This is a genomic window from Brenneria roseae subsp. americana, from assembly GCF_003115815.1.
In the GTDB taxonomy this organism is placed as follows: Bacteria; Pseudomonadota; Gammaproteobacteria; order Enterobacterales; family Enterobacteriaceae; genus Brenneria; species Brenneria roseae.
The window spans coordinates 168,789-184,753 of the sequence record NZ_QDKJ01000007.1 but is presented as its reverse complement, the minus strand read 5'-3'; the positions used below and the strand labels follow the sequence as shown (position 1 = coordinate 184,753).

General features: G+C 52.7%; 15 protein-coding genes. 9 read left to right on the top strand and 6 right to left on the bottom strand.

Annotated elements, in window-relative coordinates; all coding sequences use genetic code 11:
* Nucleotides 1–6 precede the first annotated feature (6 nt).
* The 3 genes from B4923_RS11015 to B4923_RS11005 are packed head-to-tail and all read right to left on the bottom strand — an operon-like array spanning nucleotide 7 to nucleotide 2,569.
* Nucleotides 7–744 carry an aspartate/glutamate racemase family protein gene (locus B4923_RS11015; RefSeq protein WP_109054412.1) on the bottom strand — a complete coding sequence of 246 codons (738 nt, stop codon included), beginning with the start codon at nucleotides 742–744 and terminating at the stop codon, nucleotides 7–9.
* Nucleotides 745–765: 21 nt separating this feature from the next.
* A complete protein-coding gene (locus B4923_RS11010) occupies nucleotides 766–1,971 on the bottom strand; it encodes a MalY/PatB family protein (RefSeq protein ID WP_170116045.1) in 1,206 nt (401 codons plus the stop codon).
* 1 nt (nucleotide 1,972) lies between these two features.
* Nucleotides 1,973–2,569, bottom strand: coding sequence for a peroxidase-related enzyme (locus B4923_RS11005; RefSeq protein WP_109054410.1), 597 nt, complete (start codon nucleotides 2,567–2,569; stop codon nucleotides 1,973–1,975).
* A gap of 194 nt (nucleotides 2,570–2,763) precedes the next feature.
* Between B4923_RS11005 and B4923_RS11000 the strand changes: the two genes are divergently transcribed.
* Complete coding sequence (locus tag B4923_RS11000; protein WP_170116044.1) at nucleotides 2,764–3,471, top strand: GntR family transcriptional regulator; 708 nt, start codon at nucleotides 2,764–2,766, stop codon at nucleotides 3,469–3,471.
* 21 nt (nucleotides 3,472–3,492) lie between these two features.
* Here B4923_RS11000 and B4923_RS10995 read toward each other — a convergent pair whose 3' ends face one another.
* Nucleotides 3,493–5,097, bottom strand: a complete 1,605-nt coding sequence (locus B4923_RS10995) for an ABC transporter substrate-binding protein (RefSeq protein WP_109054408.1) — start codon at nucleotides 5,095–5,097, stop codon at nucleotides 3,493–3,495.
* Between the two features lie 288 nt (nucleotides 5,098–5,385).
* The gene (locus tag B4923_RS10990) at nucleotides 5,386–5,751 is read right to left on the bottom strand and encodes a YceK/YidQ family lipoprotein (RefSeq protein ID WP_109054480.1); all 366 of its coding nucleotides are present in this window, start codon (nucleotides 5,749–5,751) and stop codon (nucleotides 5,386–5,388) included.
* A gap of 277 nt (nucleotides 5,752–6,028) precedes the next feature.
* Between B4923_RS10990 and ibpA the strand changes: the two genes are divergently transcribed.
* From ibpA to dcuR, 6 genes are all read left to right on the top strand, one after another.
* Nucleotides 6,029–6,442, top strand: coding sequence for a small heat shock chaperone IbpA (gene ibpA / locus B4923_RS10985; RefSeq protein ID WP_109054407.1), 414 nt, complete (start codon nucleotides 6,029–6,031; stop codon nucleotides 6,440–6,442).
* Between the two features lie 144 nt (nucleotides 6,443–6,586).
* A complete protein-coding gene (gene ibpB, locus B4923_RS10980; protein ID WP_109054406.1) occupies nucleotides 6,587–7,042 on the top strand; it encodes a small heat shock chaperone IbpB in 456 nt (151 codons plus the stop codon).
* Between the two features lie 249 nt (nucleotides 7,043–7,291).
* Nucleotides 7,292–8,950: a putative transporter gene (locus B4923_RS10975; RefSeq protein ID WP_109054405.1), complete on the top strand. Its 1,659-nt coding sequence runs from the start codon at nucleotides 7,292–7,294 to the stop codon at nucleotides 8,948–8,950.
* A gap of 590 nt (nucleotides 8,951–9,540) precedes the next feature.
* Nucleotides 9,541–10,953: a DASS family sodium-coupled anion symporter gene (locus tag B4923_RS10970; RefSeq protein WP_109054404.1), complete on the top strand. Its 1,413-nt coding sequence runs from the start codon at nucleotides 9,541–9,543 to the stop codon at nucleotides 10,951–10,953.
* A 152-nt stretch (nucleotides 10,954–11,105) separates the two neighbouring features.
* Complete coding sequence (locus B4923_RS10965) at nucleotides 11,106–12,719, top strand: sensor histidine kinase (protein WP_109054403.1); 1,614 nt, start codon at nucleotides 11,106–11,108, stop codon at nucleotides 12,717–12,719.
* Nucleotides 12,712–13,434, top strand: coding sequence for a two-component system response regulator DcuR (dcuR, locus tag B4923_RS10960; protein WP_109054402.1), 723 nt, complete (start codon nucleotides 12,712–12,714; stop codon nucleotides 13,432–13,434). Before B4923_RS10965 ends, dcuR begins: the two co-directional genes overlap by 8 nt.
* A 105-nt stretch (nucleotides 13,435–13,539) precedes the next feature.
* Here dcuR and fsa read toward each other — a convergent pair whose 3' ends face one another.
* Nucleotides 13,540–14,202, bottom strand: coding sequence for a fructose-6-phosphate aldolase (gene fsa, locus B4923_RS10955; RefSeq protein ID WP_109054401.1), 663 nt, complete (start codon nucleotides 14,200–14,202; stop codon nucleotides 13,540–13,542).
* Nucleotides 14,203–14,397: 195 nt separating this feature from the next.
* On the opposite strand from fsa, the gene srlA reads away from it, so the two are divergent.
* Nucleotides 14,398–14,946: a PTS glucitol/sorbitol transporter subunit IIC gene (gene srlA / locus B4923_RS10950; protein WP_109054400.1), complete on the top strand. Its 549-nt coding sequence runs from the start codon at nucleotides 14,398–14,400 to the stop codon at nucleotides 14,944–14,946.
* A 14-nt stretch (nucleotides 14,947–14,960) separates the two neighbouring features.
* Complete coding sequence (srlE, locus tag B4923_RS10945; protein WP_109054399.1) at nucleotides 14,961–15,947, top strand: PTS glucitol/sorbitol transporter subunit IIB; 987 nt, start codon at nucleotides 14,961–14,963, stop codon at nucleotides 15,945–15,947.
* Nucleotides 15,948–15,965: the final 18 nt, after the last annotated feature.

The following is a 15,965-nucleotide window of genomic DNA, read 5'->3' as shown; positions in this document are numbered from 1 at the left end:
CGTTGACTAAATACACCATTTTTCACCGCCATCATAAGCCCTGGGCTGTAATGCCGCCTGAAACCCGTTCACCAGCGTAACGGTATCGAATACCGGCAGACCGAGATGGTCATGCAGCGAGGCACTGAACGGCGCGAGATTAGTACATTCCAGCACCAGCGCGCCGGTGTTGGGAAAGCGGAGTAGCGCCTGCCTGGCCATTGCCAGCACTTCCTGTTCCAGCGTGACATAGGAAACGCCGTCATCCCCCTGACGGATAGAACGGACAAATTCCGAATCCGGCGGCATGCCGGTCACGGCGGCCTGAGTCGGGATACCGACTTTTTCCAGATAATCTCCCCGCAGCGTCCGATCGTCAAACGTCAGAATCAACGGCTGTTTTCCCGCCGGTAATAATCGTTCCACCAAAGGATACTGAAGCAGGCTACTGGTGACGATCGGCACCGACGACCAGGCGGCCAGTTCCTGTTGATAATAGGATAAATAACCGCAGCTGGTGGTCAGTCCGTCGACGCCTTCATCAATCAGCGATTGCGCCGCCCGCTTAAACGGTTCCAACAGATTGTGCTGATCCAGATGCCCCATCCGTTGGGGGATGGCTTCTTCCACCACGCGATAACGTACGGGGAAGGACCAGGTTTCGGCATTGCCAATGTCACCCAGATAGCGACGGAAATGCGTTTTTACCATCAGGATCCCGACGGTAGCGGAGGTGGCGCGGTCAGGACGGGGATCGTTGCTCATCGTTTTCTCTCCGGTGCGGTCTCAGTGTGGCGTGGCGTCGATCAGCGTTTCCAGTATCTGCTGCAAAATCTGCTTTGACGTGGCGAAATTGAGTCTGGCGAACGACCCGCCAGATGGAATAAACGTTTCCCCGGCGCTGAGCGCCAGTTTGCCGTGTCGCAGATAATGGCTGCCCGCCGCAGTGGGCAGCGATAATGCGCTGAAATCAAGCCAGGCAAAGTAGGTTGCCTGCGATGCGTACACTTTTACGGCAGGCAAAGCGTGTTGTAATGTGGCGATCACCTGCTCGCGGCGCTCGTAGAGGTAGTGCTGTAAGCCCGTCAGCCAGGGTTGTCCGCGATCCCATGCCGCGACGGTGGCATCAATGCCAACGCCGGAAGGGTAGCCGAGCACTTTGGCGGGAAGCCGCCGGGTGAAGCGCTGTTTTAGCTCGCCGTCGCCAAAGTACATCAGCCCGCAGCGTAATCCCGCGATATTAAAGCTTTTGCTGGCCGAATTGAGCGTCACGGTGCGGGATGCCAGATCCGGGCGCAGCGAACCAAACGGAATATGCTGATGACCCGGTAAAACCAGATCGGCATGGATTTCATTGGCGATCACCAGCAGATCATGGGCTTCTGCCAGCGCCGCCAGTTTTTCCAGCTCTTCCCGACGAAAGGCCCGTCCGGTAGGGTTATGGGGATTACATAGCAGGAGAATGCGCGTGCTGGCGTCGATCTGGCGCTCAAGATGGTCAAAATCGATTTCGTAACCTTGTCCGTTATCCACCAGCGGACTGGCCTGTAAGCGCCTGCCGGTTTCGCGAATGGCATCGTAAAAAGGCGGGTAGCTGGGCGTTTGCAATAACACGCCGTCGCCCGGCTCGCTGAATGCCAGAAGGAGCAGGTAAACCGCCTGAACCAGTTCATTTACCGCCAGCACGTTTGTCGGATCGGTTTCCCAGCCAAAGTCCCGCTGCATATAGCGGCTGAACGCCCGAGCCAGCGCGTGTTCGGCGCGATCGCGCTGGCGGTAAGGGTAGCCGGTGTCCTGATCCTGATGCCAGTGGCGCAGAACATCGGTAATCGCCGGTGCCGGGGCATAATCCATTTCCGCGACCCAGGCGGGTAAAATATCGAGCGCATAATGTTGCCACTTCATGCTTTGCCGACGGCGCAGGACGTCCAGCGGCAGGATATTTTGCTCGGCGAACTGCTGGGCCAAACGAGAATCAAAGGATGAACTCATTTTAACGGGCGTCCAGATAGGCTTCGACATTGGGCTTGACGCCAAGTGCGCTGTTCAGACGATTGCTATAATTGAAATAGCTGGCGATGGCCGCCGCGTCCAGAATATCCCGCTCGGTCAACCCGGCCTGACGTAGTGCGTCCAGATGTTCCGGCTCGATATTTTGCGGCGCCTGGGTGATTTGCCGGGCATAGTCGGCCAATGCCCGCTCGCGTAAGGTCAGCGACGCATGGCGATAGTTGACTTCAATCTGACCAACCCACACCGGATCGCCGCTGATCTGGCGCAGCGTGGCGGCGTGGGCGAAAACGCACGGAGCACAGCGATTTTCGGCGCTGACGACGACGGCGATTAACTCTCTTTCCTGCGCGGTTAGTCCGCTGTCTTGCGGCTGGTTCAATGCCCGGCTGAGCGCGTCTTGCGCAATCAGCAAATCTGGATAATGAGCCAGAATCAATTGCGTATTGCGGCGGTGGCCGACTTTGGCTGCGGTACGCTCGATAACGTCCAGAACGTCGCCGGTCAATGGTGTTTCCGCCAGTTTAAGCCATGAAAGGGAAGCCGGTTGTTCGCCAGATTCATTACGGGGCTTACTCATGGGAAATTCCTTCTGTTTTTTGACGTTGACAAGCCAACGTCCGTTGGCTAAGTTGCAGTCAAATTAACAAATATATATTTTATATTGTATAAACTTTATCAGCTATCCATTCCCATTTATTGCATATGCCGTGTGGGATTTTCTGCGGTGAATATCCGTCAGGAATCGGGGATGCTGGCGGCATTGAGGACGCTATGGCACAGATGAATGACTCAGAACAGGATGGCGTGGTTACGCTTCCCGCGGTAACCGTAGATCGTCGGCCGCTCACTGATCAGGTGGCGGATTATGTGCGCGATTTAATTATTCAGGACATCCTGAAGCCCGGCGATCCCATTAATGTACAGTCGATTTGTGAAACCCTGCAAATCTCCCAGACGCCGCTGCGCGAAGCGCTGAAAATGCTGGCGGCCCAGCGTCTGGTGGATATGAAGCCAAACAAACGGGTGGTTGTGGCATCGCTGGATGCGCGTGAAGTGGAAGATATGCTGGTGGTCTATACCGAAATGGAGAAACTGGCGGGGAGGCTGGCGGCCCGGCATGCGACGCCAGCCGATATCAAGGTGTTGCAGCAGCATGAAAAAGCGTTGATGGCGGCGTTCAACGCAGGCGAGTCACTGCGCTATTTTCATGCCAATCAGGCGTTTCATCTGGCGCTGGTACGCGCCTCGCACAATGAGACACTGATCGAGGTGCATGCCAATCTGAATGCCCGTCTTTACCGTATCCGTTTTAAAGGTAACCAGCTTAACGATCGCCGTGGCGACTGGAAAGTGGTGGCGGAAGAGCACGCGGAAATTCTGCGCGCCATCGTCGAGCAGGATGGCGAACGCGGTGCGGCGCTGCTTTCGCAACATCTGAACGGCGCGCGTTTTTCGCTGCGCGAGCAGGCGGGAGAATAACCCCGCCTGCCAGCAAACACCTTAGCGTTTAGGCTCCACCCACACGCCCGATAAATTCCCTTCCACGCCATCGGCGGTGAGCGAGTGATCGTGCACGCGCGGGTTGTAGATGGTGATGAACAGCGGCGATATCAGGTTGATATCCGGGGCGTCGTGCATCACGATTTTCTGGAATGCGTTAAATTGCTCGATACGTTTTGCGGGATCATTTTCCGTCTGTGCGGCTTCCAGCAAGCGGTCGACTTCCGGATTGACGTAGTGGGAAGCATTGGAGAATGGCAGTCCGATGCGGAAATTCTTCGACCAGTAAAGACGCTGTACGCCGACTGTCGGATCGTACAGATTGGCGAACATGCCAACGGCCAGTGAAAAATCGCGATCGGTGTAAACGCGTTTGGTGTGCGTGGAAATATCGGATGAGCGCAGGGTTATCGCCACCCCGATTTTTGCCAATGACGAGCGGGTAAAGTCAGCAATACGGCGAAACGCGTCGTCATAGGTGTTGTAGTCGAGGGTGATAGGGAAACGGACGCCATCGGCGCCGCGTGGATAACCCGCTTCATCAAGCAGACGGTTGGCGGCATCGATATCAAACGGATAAGGCGACGGCGATGGATCGTGGAAGGTTTTCAATCCGGGAGCGATAGGCGATGCGGTGACGACGCCTTGCCCAAAATAGGCGATTCGCAGCAGCGCATCACGATCGATCGCGTGTGAAAACGCCTGACGTACTCTGAGATCCTTAAAGTATTGGTTGTCCAGATTGAATTGCAGTGACGCCACGCTGTAAGAGTAGTTGTTCCCTTTGGTTTCAAAGCCCAGTTTCCCCTCTTTTTTCAGCCGCGCGATATCACTCAGGGCGACCGGAGTCCGGTAGGCGATATCCGCTTCACCGGTTTCCAGCGCCAGCGACCGCACAACGGCATCCGGCGAGAATTTCACAATCAGCTGATCGATATAGGGTTTCGGGTTATCCCAATAGTTCGGGTTGCGTTTATACACAATGTGACTGCCGCGCACCCATTCGCTGAATATGTACGGGCCGGTACCAATCGGCGCGTTGTTGTTGGCGCTTTTCAACGGGTCCGTGCCGGCAACGTCGTAAATATGTTTGGGAATAATTGGCGTTTCGCCCGCGGCAAATGCGCGAAGTAAATACGGAGCGGGATGGGAAAGCTCAAACACGGCGGTTAACGGGTCGGGCGTTTTGATATCCGCCACGTTGGCAAAAGTGCTGCTGGCGCGCGGGTGCACTTTCTTCAGCAATTGAATGGAGTAAGCGACATCCGCCGAGGTGAAGTCCTGTCCGTCATGCCATTTCACGCCTTTACGCAAATGAAACGTATACGTTTTGCCGTCCGGGCTGATTTCCCAGGACGTCGCCAACTGCGGTAGCGGGTTGAGATCGTAGTCGTATGTCAGCAAACCTTCGCTGACTTTGCCGCTGACGGCGATGGCCGGCTGCGCCACCGTTGCCAAAGAGACCAGTGAAGAGGGTTCGCTGGAGAGTATTAACGTCAGCGTGCCGCCACGTTGCGGCGTATCGGCCAGAGCCTGCGCCGCCGTCAGACTTAAAACCAGTAATGTATATCGTCCCCAGCGGGACAGTTGGGTGAACCATGACATAAAACCCCCTGATGAATTCTGTTCTGCCCTGCCATCTTTCCGGACTTCCTGCACTTTGAAAGTGGTTGGGCGCTATTGGTATTGGCTTGTGCTTGTGAACAGAATTCAACCTAACAAATATATATTTTATATTGTATAAACTTTATGGGATAACGATTCTCAGAAACTGCAAAAGCGCGCAGGCCTTGCTGTGCGGGCGGATTGAACGTGGATAGCGGGAAAAATCGCTGTCGTTACGACGGCATGATGAGCAGAAGATCGGCCCGCATAAGGGGGTAAACCGCGGGCTTAAAGCGGATGGTGAGCCGGCGGAGGGGATACGGTCTGTGGATCGGTCGGTTGATTCTCTTGCTCGCCGTGTAAAACGCGTTCGCGCATAGACGTGTTATTACTCCCCAGCCGGTAATAGTCATAGGGGAGCAACAGCGTATCGGCGACGGCGGAAAACGGCAAATCAAGCACCACCAGCGGCATCATCGCCCAACTGGTATCGTCATCGCGCAAGATATTCATACTGGCGCGCGTACCGGGGTAATATCCCTGGTCTCCCCCCGTGTGCGTCATCACGCTGGAACAGCCGCTGAGCGACGCAATACCACTGCCGGTGATGATGAAAGAGAAGAAGGCACTTTTCAGCATGGTCTTTTTTCGCATGATAATCGTATCGTCCATCCGGGGATAGGCAGTTGTTATGCGACGGTACCTTGTCTGTCGCATTATTGAGTGTATGTGATAACACTCGATTTATGGGTGAATTTTGCATGAAAAGCACGAATTTTTCTTTTCACGCCATTGAAAGTCTGAGAGGGGTCACCATATTGATGATAAGCCTGACAAAAAGGATATGCCGTAAGGGTATCTGTTCAGGCGGCGCCTGTCCTGATGGAAGGCTGATTGTTAATCCTCGCTGAATATTTTAGGAGGCTGTTTTATGCGTAACCCTGATTTTTCTCCGCTTTACCGTTCCGCTATCGGTTTTGATCGCCTGTTTAATCTGCTGGAAAGCGGTCAGGCCCAAAGTAATGGCGGCTATCCCCCGTACAACGTCGAGTTGGTTGACGAAAACCAATACCGTATCGCCATTGCTGTCGCCGGTTTTGCCGAACAGGAACTGGATATTACCGCGCATGACAACCTGTTGATTGTGAAAGGCGCGCATGCTGGTGAACAAACGGCCCGCAACTACCTGTATCAAGGCATTGCCGAGCGCAATTTTGAACGCAAGTTCCAGTTGGCAGAGCATATCCAGGTGAAAGGCGCCAATCTGCAAAACGGTCTGCTGTATATCGATCTGGAGCGTATCGTGCCGGAAACGATGAAGCCGCGTCGGATTGAAATCAAATAACCGACGTTGACCTGCCGTCAGTGGCGACGGTATGGCAGTAAAACAAATGATTAAACCTGTTTCGTCCGCCGAATGGGGGCGAACCCAGCCGCGCTTCGTCGCGACCGGGAGAGATTGTCTCGCTTCACAGAAGGAGTAAATATTATGCGTAACTATGATTTATCACCGCTGCTGCGTCAGTGGATTGGTTTCGACAAACTAGCCAGTTCGATGGGCGGTCAGGAACCGATTGAGTTCCCTCCGTATAACATTGAGAAAAAAGACGATAACCATTATCGCATCACACTGGCTTTAGCGGGATTCCAGCAAAGCGAACTGGATATTGAGGTAGAAGGCCCGCGCCTGACGGTGAAAGGCAACCCGACGCCGGCAGAGAAAAAAGTGGAATACCTGCATCAGGGGCTGGTGTTGAAGCCATTCTCTCTGAGTTTTACCCTGGCGGAGCATCTGCATGTCTCCGACGCACATTTTGAACACGGCCTGTTGCACATTGATCTGGTGCGTGAAGTACCGGAAGCGCTGCAACCGCAGCGGATTGCGATTGGCGGTAGCCGGCCGGCGTTAACCCAGTCAGCCGAAGAGAGTGAATCTAACGGGTAATCCGACGGCGTTAACGATCCCGGTTTTGTTTATTGTGCCCGCGACTTAGCTAAGCCGCGGGCATTTTTTATGGCCCGCCGTCCCCGATGCGACGTCAAAAAACGCTTCCGGCTTTTTTTGTGCTGCCCGCCACGTTTCCCCCCGAACCGTTCTGACAGAATCAATGGCAGTAAAAGCCCAAACTCAGACGAGTTGTCGGCTTTTGTTTTTTTCTCAAGAGGATAAGTCCGCACAAAAAGGATACAGGGTATGAGTGATATCGCGCTTACCGTTAGTATGCTGGCGCTGGTAGCTGTTCTGGGCTTATGGATCGGTAACTGGCGGATTTACGGTGTAGGTTTAGGGATTGGCGGGGTCTTGTTCGGAGGGATCATCGTCGGGCATTTTGCCCAGAGCTATCAGTTCACGCTGAATAGCGACATGCTGCATTTTATTCAGGAGTTCGGCTTAATTCTGTTTGTCTATTCCATTGGTATTCAGGTCGGTCCGGGTTTTTTCTCTTCTTTGCGTGTTTCTGGTTTGCGTCTCAACGGTTTTGCCATTCTGACGGTATTTCTCGGCTGCCTGGTAACCGTCGGGATTCATAAAATTTTCAATGTTCCTCTTCCCATTATTCTCGGGATTTTCTCGGGTGCCGTCACGAATACGCCTTCACTTGGCGCGGGTCAGCAAATCCTGACCGATCTCGGCTCCAGCAGCGCGATGGTAAATCAAATGGGCATGGGCTACGCCATGGCTTACCCGCTGGGGATTTGCGGCATCCTGCTGGTGATATGGCTGTTGCGGGTTCTGTTTCGCGTGGCGATCGATGCGGAGGCAAAACAGTTTGAAAACCACAGCGGGCAGCATCATGAACAGCTGCTTACGATGAACGTGTCGGTAACGAACGCCAATTTACAGGGGCTGGCGATTCAGAATGTTCCCATTTTGAACAATGACACGATCGTGTGCTCTCGCCTGAAGCGTGGCGATGAGCTGATGGTGCCTTCTCCGGCGACGGTGATCCAACAGGGTGATTATTTGCATCTGGTCGGGACGAAAAACGATCTGGAACAGGCGCGATTGGTGATCGGTCAGGAAGTGGATACATCGCTATCGACCCGTGGTACCGATTTGCATGTTGAGCGGGTGGTCGTGACCAACGAGAAGGTGCTGGGGCGCCGGATTCGTGAGCTGAACCTGAAGCAAAACTACGATGTGGTCATTTCCCGCCTGAACCGTGCTGGCGTCGAACTGGTCGCCAGTCACAATGCCAGTCTGCAATTCGGGGACATCCTGAATCTGGTTGGGCGAAAGTCCGCCATTGATGCCGTGGCGGATATCGTGGGAAACGCGCAGCAGAAGCTTCAGCAGGTACAAATGTTGCCGGTATTCATCGGGATTGGTCTGGGCGTTCTGCTAGGATCTATTCCGCTGTTTATTCCGGGGTTTCCCGTCGCTTTAAGGTTGGGGCTGGCGGGAGGGCCGCTGGTGGTCGCGCTGATCCTTGGGCGAATCGGCGGCATTGGTAAGCTGTATTGGTTTATGCCCCCCAGCGCTAACCTCGCGCTGCGTGAACTGGGCATTGTGCTGTTTCTGTCGGTGGTGGGGCTGAAATCCGGCGGTGATTTTATCGACACCCTGTTGTATGGCGATGGGCTGTGGTGGATCGGCTACGGTGCTATGATTACCATTATTCCGCTGCTGATTGTCGGCGTATTGGCGCGAACGGTCGGCAATATGAATTATCTGACGCTGTGCGGCATGCTGGCCGGCTCAATGACGGATCCGCCGGCGCTGGCGTTTGCGAATGGATTGCATTCCAGCAGTGGCGCCGCAGCGCTTTCCTATGCCACGGTTTATCCGCTGGCGATGTTTTTACGCATTATGTCACCCCAACTGCTGGCCGTTCTGTTCTGGGCGATGTAGCGCACACGGCGGGAAAGCAATTAGCTTAAAAAGCGTGCTGAAATGTTATCGTCAGGATAAAAAATAAAGCCAATTAAGGAGGGGAAAATTCCTCTCCTTAATTATTTTTATTTAATGGGAATATTGTGTTTAAAATAAATAAATTTGTATAAATGGTTGGCGGTAAAAAGGAATATAACGCCCTTTCACATAATGTGATTTTTATATTGGGTTTGTAAGGCGGATTCAAGTTAATTTTATGTTCTTTAATTGTCAATTATTATTGAATTTAAAGGTTTTTTATTTTACTCATTATCCTAAAAAAGAATTAATAAATAAACTAATAATCACATTTAGTAATTAAAGTAATGCTATTTTCAGATCGCTTTATAATATTATATTTTCATTAGTTATTCGATTTGATAGGACGAGAAAAGTACCCTGACCGATTATTTTCTCGTCCTTTTTTTCCACAGATGTTTCCTGTTGTGCTCGTTAATATCACATTAACCTGCTGGATGATGAAGGAAGAATAAAAGAAACACCAACGCTTCCGCACGGGACATCCGTCGTGAATTAGAGAATTCGTTTTAATGAAGAGTGGTGTTCTTATGTCTGCAAATAGTAGCAGGTTGCTAAAGCTCCTGATCATACTTTGTATTGCCGGTGGGTTATGGTTACTCCCGGTTCCTGAAGGGGTTAAACCCGATGCCTGGCATTTAATGGCGATTTTTATTGCCACGGTTGTCGGCCTGATTCTCTCGCCTTATCCTCTCGGCGCCATGGCAATGTTCAGCCTGACGTCTGTCGCAATCCTCGGTCTGTTATCCATTAAAGAAGTTTTGGCGGGATTCAGCGATCCGACCATCTGGATGATTGCCTGCGCGTTCTTTATTTCCCGCGGATTTATTAAGACCGGTTTTGGCCGCCGTATCGGTCTGCTGTTTATCAGTAAACTGGGTAATAGCTCGCTGGGCCTGGCTTATGGACTGGTATTCACCGATTTACTGTTTGCGCCCGCCATGCCCTCCACCTCCGCACGCTGTGGCGGGATCATCACGCCGCTGTTCCGCTCCATTTCCGAAGCGTATGACTCAACGCCGGAAAAAGGCACGCAGCGTCGTATCGGCGCTTTCCTGGTGCAGTCCATTTTCCAGTGTAACGCCGTAACGTCGGCGATGTTCATGACCTCCATGGCGGGCAACCCGATGGTTGCCAAGCTGGCGTCTCAGTTCGGTATTCATATCAGTTGGACCGATTGGGCATTGGCCACGCTGTTGCCTGGTTTCCTGTCACTGGCGCTGATCCCTTATCTGATTTACCGCTTCTATCCGCCGGAACTGAAGAAAACCTCAGAAATGCGCGCTATTGCTGTCGAAAGGCTGCGTGAAATGGGGCCGATGAGCCGCGATGAATGGGTCGTATTAGGTGTCTTCGTCGGTCTGGTGACGTTCTGGGTACTAGGTTCTACGCTGAACATTGATGCCACTCTGACGGCGCTGGCGGGGTTGAGTGTGCTGCTGCTCAGCCGAGCCCTGACCTGGGATGACGTGGTCGGTGAAAAGGAAGCGTGGCACACCGTTGTCTGGTTCGCCGTGCTGATGACGCTGGCAGGACAGCTTAATAAATTGGGTTTGATTGCCTGGATGGGGGGGCTGGCAGGTAATGCGGTAAGCGGTATGCACTGGCTGCCGATGCTCGGCCTGCTGCTGCTGGTTTACTACTACAGCCACTATCTGATGGCGAGTGCGATTGCCCACATCAGCGCGATGTATGCGATTTTTGTTTCGATTGCGCTGGCGGCAGGTGCGCCACCGATGCTGACCGTGCTGGTTTTCGGTATTTTCAGTAACCTGTTTATGTCCACGACCCACTATTCCAGTGGACCGGCGCCGATTCTGTTTGGCTGTGGTTACGTGCCGCTGAGCACCTGGTGGAAGATTGGTTTCTTTGTCAGCCTGGTCATCATTCCAATCTGGTTTGGTGTGGGCGGCATGTGGTGGAAACTGCTTGGTTTCTGGTAAGGCCAGATAGCGCCTTTGTCTTCAGCTTTATTCTAGTTCCTTTCTCATATAACGCGCTCAACCACCCGTGGTTGGCGCGTTTATCCCAATACGCGAAAAGTGGCGAAACAGTATAAGATAACGGTGTCATGATGGTTATTCTGGAGAGCGACATGAGCAAGAAAAAAGCACCGTTGAAGTTAGGGACGTCGGTGTTTCTAATGGTTTCTGTTGTGCTTGGCGCAGTATTGTTGATGGTGTACTCCTTATTGTTTTTTCGCATCAATCAATTATCAGAAGATCATCTGCGGGAAAAAGCCTTCTCGATTGCCCGTACCTTTGCTGCTTCCCCTGCGGTTATTAATGACCTGAAGGGCTTTGGAAATCCGGATGACGTTCAAAGGGCGGCAGAAATGGTCCGTCAGCGTAATCAGTTGCTCTTCGTTACCGTCACCGATATGGATACCGTTCGTCACAGTCATCCGGAACCGGAAAGGATTGGTGAATATTTTGCCGGTCGCGACATTTATCCCTCGCTGCTGGGGGTGGAAAACACCTCGATTAACCGTGGCACGCTTGATCCGGCGTTGAGGGTGTTTACGCCAGTGTTTGACTACGATCATCGGCAGGTCGGCGTGGTTGCGCTAGGCATTGCATTGACCAGCGTGCAAAAAGTTATCAGTGATAACCGCTGGATGATCCCGTGGGCCATCCTTGCCGGGGCGCTGGTTGGCTGGTTGGGAACCTTGATTCTGGTGAAGGTGCTCAAACGGATTATGCTGGGCTTTGAACCGTTCGAAATATCCAACCTGTTTGAACAGCGTAATGCCATGTTGAAACATATCAAGGAAGGTGTGATCGCGGTTGATCAACAGGCGCGTATTACCGTGATTAACGATGAGGCCAGGCGACTATTCCGTCAGGATAATCCGTTGCTGAATAAGTCTACCGAGCGCGTCAGTGAGCAATGGTTGGAGCACTTACACCTGAAGCAGGTTTTGGAAAGCGGCACTCCCCGTCGTGATGAGGAAATCAACTTTAACGGACACCTGTTGCTGACCAATACCGTGCCGGTGTTTGTGAAGGGCGATATTATCGGGGCAATCGCGACGTTTCGTGATAAAACGGAGATCAGTCAGCTACTACAGCGTTTGACCGGGATGTCCTACTATGCGGACGCCCTGCGGGCGCAGTCGCATGAGTTTATGAATAAGCTGCATGTGATATTGGGGATGCTGCATTTAAAATATTATTCTCAGCTGGAGAATTATATTTTGAAAACCGCCAATAACTATCAGGCGGAAATTGGCTCCATTATTCGTAAAGTCAAATCGCCCGTGATCGCCGGTTTCTTGTTGGGTAAAATTAACCGTGCCCGCGATCTTGGCATTACGCTATCCATTAGCGAAGAAAGTCTGTTGCCGGATACGGATAATGTCGATGCAACCAATGAATTGATTACTGTGCTGGGTAACCTGATTGAGAATGCCATGGACGCCATCGACGACCAGGAAAATTGCGAAATCAGCGTCAGTTTCCATCATCAGGATGGACGTTTACATGTTACGGTTGGCGATGACGGCCCCGGCATTGCGCTAGCGGATCAGGAACGTATTTATGAGCAAGGTTTTTCCACTAAAGGCAGTGGACGCGGTATTGGCCTGTATCTGACCAAACAGAGTCTGGAAAAGATCGGCGGCCACATCGATTTTGAGTCGGAACCTGAGGTATATACCCAGTTTTTCGTTAATATCCCTTATCAAGCAAGGCTGTTTGACCATGATTAATGTACTGATTGTTGATGACGATGCCATGGTTGCAGAGCTAAATAAATCTTATCTGAATCAGGTTTCCGGATTTAGCTGTTATGCGACAGTGCCCACATTGCAGCAGGCAAGAAATTTACTGATGCAACCGAATTCCGAAATCGACCTGGTGTTGCTGGATATCTATATGCAGCAGGATAACGGGCTGGATTTGTTGCCAACCATCCGTGAATTCAGTGAGAAGACGGATGTGATTATTATTTCTTCCGCCAGTGACGTCCATACCATCAAAAAAGCGCTGCACTACGGTGTGGTGGATTACCTGATCAAGCCTTTCCAGTTCTCTCGTTTTGAACAGGCATTAACGGCCTACCGTGAAGAAGCGAATTTACTGAAACACCGTGATTTCGTGGCGCAGTCTGATATCGATAACCTGATTCGCCGCACCAACAGCAATTCGGCCAGTGAGCGTAAAAAACTGCCGAAAGGGCTGACCAGCTTAACGTTGCGCACCGTGTGTGAGTGGATTGAAGGTAATCAGGGGGCCGAATTTTCAACGGAAATGCTGGCCAATGCTATCGGCATTTCCCGCGTCTCATGCCGTAAATATCTGATCTATCTGGCTGAGACCGGTATTCTTGCCACCAATATTCTGTATGGTTCAACGGGCCGTCCGGTGTATCTCTACCGCTTGTTGCCGGAAAAACAGGATGCATTGCGACAGTATTGCGAATAGAGCAGGCGTGCCTGCCGTAATACGCGGTGCGTTTGAACTCGTTATTCCGCGTACAGACGCATCGCCACGGTTTCTCTTTTATCTTGAAAGAAAATTTTCTTCATTTTATAGCGTCAAGCTGCCAAACGCTTTCTTCCAGTCGTTATCGAATTTTTCTATTGCCGCCAGTACGGCGGGCGTATCGATAAACTGTTCCGCCACATCGACAGGCAGGGTAATGGCCCGACATCCTGCCAACATGCAATCCAGCGCCTGACGCGGCGTTTTAAAACTGGCCGCCAGTACCGTGGCGTGCGGCGCGTGCAGCGTCAGCAATTGCTGAAGTTCGCTCACTGTCTGTATCCCGTTGCCTCCCTGGGCGTCGATGCGATTGACATAAGGCGCCACATATTCCGCGCCCGCCAGTGCGGAAAACAGCCCTTGCGCCGCGCCGTAGACGGCGGTTCCCAGCGTGGGGATGCCCTCGCTGTGCAAGATCTTTATCGCTGCCAGACCTTCCGCGGTGGCTGGTACTTTGACGATCAGGTCGCTAATGCACCGCCTCAGTTCAAACGCTTCCTTGACCATCTCCTTTGCATTTCCCGCCAGAACCTGGGCAAAAAAACGTCCTTTCCCCGCCAACGCCTGATGCAGTTCCGGTAATCGCTTACGGATGGGAACACCTGCGGCGGCGATAATACTGGGATTCGTGGTTACACCTGCCAGCGGCAGCGTGCGTGCTAATCGGGTGACGGCGTCGATATCCGCGGTATCAAGATAGATCTGCATGACTTCTTTCCTCTCTTCATTTGTTATCTTTCATCTTAACCTATCATTTATGTTTTATTTTGAAATAAATAACTTTCAAAATGTGATCAATTTAAAATTAAAAAAAGAATTTTGATTATACTTTATTAGCATCTTAACGGTGGCGGCGCGATCGTCTGCCGTTGAGCACACACCAGAGGAAACAGGAGAGCGAGAATGATAGAAGTCATCACCCACGGGGCTGAGTGGTTTATCGGCCTGTTCCAGAAAGGTGGCGAAGTTTTTGTCGGTATGGTCACCGGCATACTGCCTTTACTGATAAGTCTGTTAGTCGTTATGAACGCCTTAATTGTATTTGTCGGTCAGGAGCGCATAGAGCGGTTGGCACAGCGCTGTGCCGGCAATCCCTTATCAAGGTATCTGATCTTGCCGGTGATCGGCACCTTCGTGTTCTGCAACCCGATGACGTTGAGTCTGGGGCGTTTTATGCCGGAGAAATATAAGCCCAGCTATTATGCCGCCGCGTCCTATAGCTGCCATTCGATGAACGGTCTGTTTCCCCACATCAATCCGGGTGAACTGTTTGTCTACCTTGGCATCGCCAACGGGCTGACAACGCTGGGGCTGCCACTGGCGCCGTTGGCCGTGAGCTATTTGCTGGTTGGCATGCTGACCAATTTTTTCCGGGGCTGGATCACCGATCTGACCACTTCCATCTTTGAACGCAAAATGTCCATCCAGCTTGACCGCCAGGTCCGGCTTTAAGCGGAGATTCTTATATGAACAAAGTCCGTATCGAAAAAGGCGAAAGCGGTTGGGGTGGCCCGTTACTGATTGAGGCCGTGCCCGGGAAGAAGATTGTGTATATAACGGCGGGAACGCGGCCGGCTATTGTCGATCGCCTGAGTGAACTGACCGGCTGGCCGGCGGTGGATGGCTTTAAAGACGGCGAACCGCCGGAAGAGGAAATCGGCGTAGCCGTGATTGACTGTGGTGGCACGCTGCGCTGCGGGATCTATCCCAAGCGCCGTATTCCGACGGTGAATATCCACTCTACCGGGAAGTCCGGCCCGCTGGCGCAGTTCATCACCGAGGATATTTATGTCTCTGGCGTACGCGACAAGCATATTCAACGGGTGGACGCGTCGGGTGACGAGGTTACGGCGCCTAAAGCCGCTCCAACCGCTGGCGGAATTGAGCGAGAGTACGACAGTAGCAGAAAAATTACCGAACAGAGCGATGGGCTGCTGGCCAAAATCGGCATGGGCATGGGGTCGGTGGTGGCGGTGTTTTTCCAGGCCGGCCGGGAAACCATCGACACGGTACTGAAAACCATCCTGCCGTTTATGGCATTCGTCTCTGCGTTGATCGGCATCATCATGGCGTCCGGGTTGGGCGATCTGATTGCCCATGGCCTGACGCCGCTGGCGAACAGTCCGATCGGTCTGGTGACGCTGGCGTTGATCTGTTCGTTCCCGCTGCTTTCTCCTTTTCTCGGCCCCGGCGCGGTTATCGCGCAGGTTATCGGCGTGCTGGTCGGCGTGCAGATCGGTCAGGGGAGCATTCCGCCGCATCTGGCGTTGCCGGCGCTGTTCGCGATTAACGCGCAGGCGGCGTGCGATTTCATTCCCGTCGGCCTATCGCTGGCGGAAGCCAAACAGGACACCGTACGCGTGGGCGTGCCTTCGGTTCTGGTGGGGCGTTTCCTGACCGGCGCCCCTACCGTGCTGCTCGCCTGGGCGGTATCCGGCTTTATTTATCAGTAACTTCATTCGATTGAGGAG

What these genes read in the sequence shown, in the direction of transcription:
- B4923_RS11015 (WP_109054412.1), bottom strand. Translation starts at nt 744, where the DNA reads ATGAGCAACGATCCCCGTCCTGACCGCGCCACCTCCGCTACCGTCGGG.
- B4923_RS11010 (WP_170116045.1), bottom strand. Translation starts at nt 1,971, where the DNA reads ATGAGTTCATCCTTTGATTCTCGTTTGGCCCAGCAGTTCGCCGAGCAA.
- B4923_RS11005 (WP_109054410.1), bottom strand. Translation starts at nt 2,569, where the DNA reads ATGAGTAAGCCCCGTAATGAATCTGGCGAACAACCGGCTTCCCTTTCA.
- B4923_RS11000 (WP_170116044.1), top strand. Translation starts at nt 2,764, where the DNA reads ATGGCACAGATGAATGACTCAGAACAGGATGGCGTGGTTACGCTTCCC.
- B4923_RS10995 (WP_109054408.1), bottom strand. Translation starts at nt 5,097, where the DNA reads ATGTCATGGTTCACCCAACTGTCCCGCTGGGGACGATATACATTACTG.
- B4923_RS10990 (WP_109054480.1), bottom strand. Translation starts at nt 5,751, where the DNA reads ATGCGAAAAAAGACCATGCTGAAAAGTGCCTTCTTCTCTTTCATCATC.
- ibpA (WP_109054407.1), top strand. Translation starts at nt 6,029, where the DNA reads ATGCGTAACCCTGATTTTTCTCCGCTTTACCGTTCCGCTATCGGTTTT.
- ibpB (WP_109054406.1), top strand. Translation starts at nt 6,587, where the DNA reads ATGCGTAACTATGATTTATCACCGCTGCTGCGTCAGTGGATTGGTTTC.
- B4923_RS10975 (WP_109054405.1), top strand. Translation starts at nt 7,292, where the DNA reads ATGAGTGATATCGCGCTTACCGTTAGTATGCTGGCGCTGGTAGCTGTT.
- B4923_RS10970 (WP_109054404.1), top strand. Translation starts at nt 9,541, where the DNA reads ATGTCTGCAAATAGTAGCAGGTTGCTAAAGCTCCTGATCATACTTTGT.
- B4923_RS10965 (WP_109054403.1), top strand. Translation starts at nt 11,106, where the DNA reads ATGAGCAAGAAAAAAGCACCGTTGAAGTTAGGGACGTCGGTGTTTCTA.
- dcuR (WP_109054402.1), top strand. Translation starts at nt 12,712, where the DNA reads ATGATTAATGTACTGATTGTTGATGACGATGCCATGGTTGCAGAGCTA.
- fsa (WP_109054401.1), bottom strand. Translation starts at nt 14,202, where the DNA reads ATGCAGATCTATCTTGATACCGCGGATATCGACGCCGTCACCCGATTA.
- srlA (WP_109054400.1), top strand. Translation starts at nt 14,398, where the DNA reads ATGATAGAAGTCATCACCCACGGGGCTGAGTGGTTTATCGGCCTGTTC.
- srlE (WP_109054399.1), top strand. Translation starts at nt 14,961, where the DNA reads ATGAACAAAGTCCGTATCGAAAAAGGCGAAAGCGGTTGGGGTGGCCCG.